Below are 5,651 nucleotides of genomic sequence, written 5' to 3'. Positions count from 1 at the left end.
GCACCGAACTCAACAGCTCACTGAGCCGCTTCAAGGGCGACATCACGCGCATTGAGGTTCATATGAGCGATGAAAACAGCGACAAAATCAGCCCGGACCAAAAACGCTGCGTGATGGAAGCGCGGCTGGCGCACCATGAACCACTGGCCGTCAACCACCACGCGCCCAGCCAGGACGAAGCCTTTCGCGGCGCAAGCGACAAGCTCAAACGGGTGCTTGACCACACGTTGGGAAAATTGCGCGACCACCACCGCACGCGTGAGACCATCCGGCACGAGCCGGACGCCATCTGAACCGTTGACTAACCCTGGTCGCCCAGGGGGACGGTCTTGGTCATCGCAAAGCGGCGGAGCATGGCCCCGCGCCGTTCAACGCATTGCTCTTCCCTCACCGCGAATCCCTGGCGCTCGAAAAATGGCCGGCTCACCAGGCTGGCCTCCGTAAAAAACTCCACGATGCCGAGACCGCGCAGCGCAGTTTCGGCATGGCCGTAAAGCTGTGAAGCCACACCGCGGCGCGCGGCAGCGGGCGACGTAAACAGGAGGTCGATATGGCCATTTTTTTCATAGCCAATAAAGCCCAGCAGACCGCCGCCTTCCGCGTCTTGCGCCAGCAAGATTTGTAATGGCCCGAGCCGCGTTTTCCATAGGCCCGGATCGGGTGGGTGAGGCGCCCAGGCCTCGCGCTGCACGGCGTCGTAATGGCTTCCCGCCAGGCCATGAACCGCATCGGTGAACAGCTGGGCGACTGCGGCGAGGTCTGAGTCCTGGTAAGGGCGGATATGCATGATGGGATCAACGGCGATAAAGCAGGCGATGATAAAGGTGATTGTGGCCTGCAGCCCAGTCAGGGCGAGCGCAAGCAGCTATTAATTTGGTAGCATGCTGATGGCCGCCATCTTGGACATTGGCGCATGGCAGTTGCGTTGACGCGGATAAAAACAGCCACGGCCTCTTCCTTTTACGGCAAACTGTACTGTCCTGCTCCCGAATGACAGGACATCAGCTGCCTGGGATTGCCTGCTGTGAAATAAAACTGCGCCTCACCTTATGAAAATAGCCCTGCTGTCCGATGTGCATGCCAACCTGCGTGCGCTGGAGGCCTGCCTTGCCCACGCTGCAGAGCAGGGCGCCGGCCGACTGGCCATACTGGGAGACCTGGTGGGCTATGGCGCGCAGCCGGCCGAGGTGGTGCAACGGATTCGCGACCTGGCTGGGGAGGGCGCCGTCGTGCTCAGGGGCAACCATGACCAGCACACGGTGACGCCGCCCGCACAGGCCCGATCGGTTGACCAGAGCGGCGCAGCCTGGACGCACGAACGGCTGGACAAGGATGCCCTGGATTTCCTCGAGAGACTGCCACTGACGGCCACCATTGGCACCGCGCTGCTGGTACACGCCAGTGCCGACTCGCCGGGGCGCTGGCACTATGTGGACAATGAACGCCGCGCCGAAGCCAGCCTTGACGCCGCATCGCTCGATCCGGACGTGCGCTATGTGTTTTGCGGTCACGTGCACCAGCAGACGCTGTATTTCCACGGTGCGGGGCAGGGGCTGATGCGCTTTCAGCCTACCCCGGGCGTGCTCATTCCGGTGCCGGCGCACCGTTACTGGCTCGCCACCGTGGGTTCGGTGGGCCAGCCGCGCGACGGCAATACCAAAGCCATGTATGCACTGTTTGACCCGGAGCTGGCCGAGCTGACTTTCCACCGCGTGGCTTATGACCACCTGGCTGCCGCAGCCGATGTGCGCGCAGCCGGCCTGCCCGCATACTTTGCGCAGCGGCTGGAGGCGGGCCTGTGAGGTTGATGGCACCCGGCACCGTGGTAGATGGATTTGTGGTTGGCGAATGCCTGCATGCCGGTGGCATGGCGCACATCTACCAGGTGGGGTATGCCGACACAACGCACGCCGTGCCTTTTCCGCTGGTGATGAAGGTGCCGCGCATGACGCCCGGCGACGGCGCGGAAAACATCGTGGGCTTTGAGGTCGAGMTGCAGTTGCTTTCCGTGCTGACCGGGCCGCATGTGCCGCGCCTGGTGGCAGCGGGAGACCTCGAAAAGCTGCCTTACCTGGTGATGGAATACGTTTCCGGCCGCACTCTGCAACAACTGCTGGACGAGGCTGCAGCGCCGCTGCCTGCCGAAGAAATTGCCCGGCTGGGTGTGGCAGTGGCCCAGGCGGTACACAGCCTGCATCTGCAGGATGCCTGCCACCTGGACCTGAAACCGGCGAACGTGCTGATACGCCCCGATGGCAGTGCCGTGCTGCTCGACTTCGGGTTGTCTTGCCACGCGCATTACCCGGACCTGCTGGCTGAAGAGCTGCGTCCCGCCGTCGGCTCCCCGACCTGGATGGCGCCCGAACAGGTGGTGGGCGTGCGGGGCGATCCGCGCAGCGACATCTTTGCCATCGGCGTGATGTTGTACGAACTGGCCACACGGGCGCTGCCTTTTGGCAACCCGCAGACCCGCGGCGGCCTGCGGCAGCGACTGTGGATGGATCCGGTGCCGCCGCGCGCGCTGCGGCCAGACTTGCCCGAATGGCTGCAGGAAGTGATCCTGCACTGCCTGCAGAACGAGGCCGACCGGCGTTATGCGTCGGCTGCACACCTGGCGCTGGATCTCTCTGACCCAGCGCAGATCGCCGTGACCGGGCTGGGCCAGCGCCTGCACCCCACGGGATTTTGGGTGCATTTCAAGCGTTGGCTGCGCGCAGCGGGCAAAGACTACCAGCCCAGCCCGCTGCCCTCCCGGCAAATTGATGCGGCGCCCATCATCCTGGTGGCCGTGCCTTGCCTGGACGTGAGCGACGCTACGCTGTATTCGCTGCGGCGCGCCGTGATGCGGGTGCTGGGCACGACACCGCGCGCGCGGCTGGCCTGCGTGACGGTGATTGATCCGAAGGCAACCCCGGGCCATGACACGCAGACGAGCGAAACCACCGTGCACCGGCGCTACCTGGGCATGCTTCGCCAGTGGGCGCAGCCTTTGCACCTGAACAGCCAGACAGTGTCTTTTCATGTCATCGAATCGGGCGATGTTGCGCAGGCACTGCTGCACTATGCCCAGGGCAATCATGTCAGCATGATCGTGATGGGCGCTGCGACGCATGGCCTGCAGATGCAGCGCCTGCTGGCGACGGTTCCGATCAAGGTCGCCATGGCGGCGCCCTGTACGGTGATTCTGGTGAAGCAGGCATTGCCGTTTGACCGGCTGGCGAGTGAAGAGGCCAATCCCTCGGAGCCGGCCAGCACCCATGCATCAATGGTTTAAGCGKAAAAAGCCTCCAGCCCTTTTTGGTAAAGCGCAAGGTGCTATATAAAACGTAGCAAATTAAAGCGCGGCAGATGGTCTGTTCACGACCCGGCCATGAGCCGGTGTACCAGGTCGGCCGTGGTGGACGCCTTGTATTTGCGCATCAGGCGGGCGCGGTAAATTTCGACGGTGCGGTGGCTGATCACCAGCGCGCGGCCAATTTCCTTGGAGGTCATGCCGTCCATCAGGTGCGCGGCCACTTCACGTTCACGCGCGGTGAGTTCGGCCGTGACGGGGCGGCGCGAGCTCAGGTCCTCGAAAGTCCAGATGCCGGCTTCGTGCGGTGCGCTTCGGTTGAGCGCCCGCCCCGTGACGTGGCACCAGAAGGTCTCACCCTTGTTGCGGCCATCCACGCGCTTCATGATGCGGTCGTCGGAATACAGGCCCTTGGCGTTCAGGATCGGAATCATGCGTGCGCCTATGCGCTCGTACTCGTCCGCACTGGGATAAAGAATCATGAACGACTGGCCGGCAAGTTGTTCGCGCGTSGCGCCGAACATCTCGCACAAATGCTGGTTGCAGTCCACAATGGAGCGGTTGCGGGACAGCACCAGTCCCACCGGTGCCAGATCGAATGCGAGCTGGTAATCGACTTCCACAGTACTTACCTTTACGGAAAACTACCTAACTTGATAAGTAGTATCGTAATGGGTTGCTGATGGCACCTGCCAGCATCACGACTCAAGGAGACTATTTGTGAAAAAACTTTTCCCTTCCGCCGCAGAAGCCCTCAAGGGCGTCGTCAAGGACGGCCAGTTGATGGCCGTCGGCGGTTTCGGCCTGTGCGGCATTCCCGAGGCGCTGATCGAAGCCTTGCGCGACAGCCGGGTGAAGAACCTCACCGTGATTTCCAACAACGCCGGTGTTGACGGCTTCGGCCTGGGCAAGCTGCTGGAAACGCGGCAGATCAAAAAAATGATTTCCAGCTACGTCGGCGAGAACAAGGAGTTTGAGCGCCAGTACCTGGCGGGCGAGCTGGAGCTGGACTTCACGCCGCAAGGTACGCTGGCCGAAAAGCTGCGTGCAGGCGGTGCCGGCATTCCGGCCTTCTTCACCAAGACCGGCGTGGGCACGCAAGTGGCCGACGGCAAGGAGCTGCGCGAGTTTGACGGCGAAACTTATGTGATGGAACGTTCACTGGTGCCCGACGTGGCCCTGGTCAAGGCGCACGTGGCCGACAAGTCCGGCAACCTGCGCTTTAACCTCACGGCCCGCAATTTCAATCCGGCCGCCGCAATGGCCGGCAAGATTTGCATCGTTGAAGTGGAGAAAGTCGTTGAGGTCGGCGAGCTCGCCCCCGACGACATCCACCTGCCAGGGATCTATGTGCATCGGATCGTGCTCAATGCAAATCCCGAGAAACGTATTGAGAAGCGAACCATTACCGAGAAAGCGGGAGTTTGATATGCCTTGGACCCAAGACCAGATGGCGGCACGTGCCGCCCAGGAACTCGAAGATGGTTTCTATGTGAACCTCGGCATCGGCATCCCGACGCTGGTGGCCAACTTCACAGGCGACAAGGAAGTGTGGCTGCAGTCGGAAAACGGCATGCTGGGCATTGGCCCGTTTCCGACCGAAGACCAGGTGGACGCCGACGTGATCAACGCCGGCAAACAGACCGTGACGACGATCAAGGGCTCATCCATCTTTGGCAGCCATGAAAGCTTCGCCATGATCCGCGGCGGCAAGATCAATTTGTCCATCCTGGGCGCCATGCAGGTCAGCGAAAAAGGTGACCTTGCCAACTGGATGATCCCTGGCAAGATGGTCAAGGGCATGGGCGGGGCCATGGACCTGGTGGCCGGCGTCAAGCGCGTGATCGTCCTGATGGAACACGTTGCCAAAAAGAAGGACGGCACCGAAGACATGAAGATCCTGCCGAAGTGCACCCTGCCGCTGAYGGGCGTGGGGGTGGTCGACCGCATCATCACCGACCTGGCCGTGATGGACGTGGTGCCCGAAGGCCTCAAAGTCGTGGAACTTGCGCCCGGCGTAACCCGCGAGGTCTTGCAGGCCAAGACGGGTGTCCAGCTGATTTGATCTGTAGCCGGGCGGCGGTTTTGCACTGCCGCCCGGTAACTCTCAGGGTCAGCGTGCGGCCAACGGCTGCACAGGGTTGCGGAAGACCTGCACCAGGCCCAGCAGGATCGCCAGCATGCCCACCAGGCTCCAGGGTGCCAGGCGGTTGCCCAGCACGAGGTAGTCCAGTGCAGCCGTGCCTGCAGGCACCAGATAGAACAGGCTGGTGACGTTGACCAGGTTGCCCGCGTGAATCAGGCGGTACAGCAGCAGCGTTGCCACCACCGACATGACAACCCCCATCCACACCAGTGC

General features: G+C 62.3%; 8 protein-coding genes. 5 read left to right on the top strand and 3 right to left on the bottom strand.

What is annotated here, in order from left to right:
• A partial coding sequence (locus AC1D1P_RS12830) for an HPF/RaiA family ribosome-associated protein (RefSeq protein WP_477673251.1) occupies positions 1-293 on the top strand: 293 nt, incomplete at its 5' end.
• A gap of 8 nt (positions 294-301) precedes the next feature.
• Here AC1D1P_RS12830 and AC1D1P_RS12825 read toward each other — a convergent pair.
• Positions 302-787 carry a GNAT family N-acetyltransferase gene (locus AC1D1P_RS12825; RefSeq protein WP_477673250.1) on the bottom strand — a complete coding sequence of 162 codons (486 nt, stop codon included), beginning with the start codon at positions 785-787 and terminating at the stop codon, positions 302-304.
• A 262-nt stretch (positions 788-1,049) separates the two neighbouring features.
• Here AC1D1P_RS12825 and AC1D1P_RS12820 point away from each other — a divergent pair, with 262 nt between their 5' ends.
• Both AC1D1P_RS12820 and AC1D1P_RS12815 read left to right on the top strand, forming a co-directional pair.
• The gene (locus AC1D1P_RS12820; RefSeq protein ID WP_477667845.1) at positions 1,050-1,802 is read left to right on the top strand and encodes a metallophosphoesterase family protein; all 753 of its coding nucleotides are present in this window, start codon (positions 1,050-1,052) and stop codon (positions 1,800-1,802) included.
• Entirely contained in the window at positions 1,799-3,274 is a 1,476-nt protein-coding gene (locus AC1D1P_RS12815) for a protein kinase domain-containing protein (protein ID WP_477673249.1), read from the top strand. Before AC1D1P_RS12820 ends, AC1D1P_RS12815 begins: the two co-directional genes overlap by 4 nt.
• Positions 3,275-3,357: 83 nt before the next feature.
• Here the strand turns inward: AC1D1P_RS12815 and AC1D1P_RS12810 are convergent, their stop codons facing one another.
• Complete coding sequence (locus AC1D1P_RS12810) at positions 3,358-3,915, bottom strand: helix-turn-helix transcriptional regulator (protein ID WP_457280177.1); 558 nt, start codon at positions 3,913-3,915, stop codon at positions 3,358-3,360.
• A gap of 97 nt (positions 3,916-4,012) precedes the next feature.
• Here AC1D1P_RS12810 and AC1D1P_RS12805 point away from each other — a divergent pair, with 97 nt between their 5' ends.
• Positions 4,013-4,720, top strand: a complete 708-nt coding sequence (locus AC1D1P_RS12805) for a CoA transferase subunit A (protein WP_477667843.1) — start codon at positions 4,013-4,015, stop codon at positions 4,718-4,720.
• 1 nt (position 4,721) lies between these two features.
• Positions 4,722-5,357 (top strand): 3-oxoacid CoA-transferase subunit B, encoded by a 636-nt coding sequence (locus tag AC1D1P_RS12800; RefSeq protein WP_477673248.1) that lies wholly within the window; start codon positions 4,722-4,724, stop codon positions 5,355-5,357.
• A 48-nt stretch (positions 5,358-5,405) separates the two neighbouring features.
• On the opposite strand, the gene AC1D1P_RS12795 is transcribed toward AC1D1P_RS12800, so the two are convergent.
• Positions 5,406-5,651 (bottom strand): EamA family transporter (locus AC1D1P_RS12795; protein ID WP_477673247.1); only part of this gene is annotated, 246 nt, incomplete at its 5' end.

It is taken from the genome of Polaromonas sp. P1_E1_2 (genome assembly GCF_056406035.1).
The sequence above is the reverse complement of the archived record's forward strand: the minus strand, read 5'-3'. Positions and strand labels throughout refer to the sequence as shown.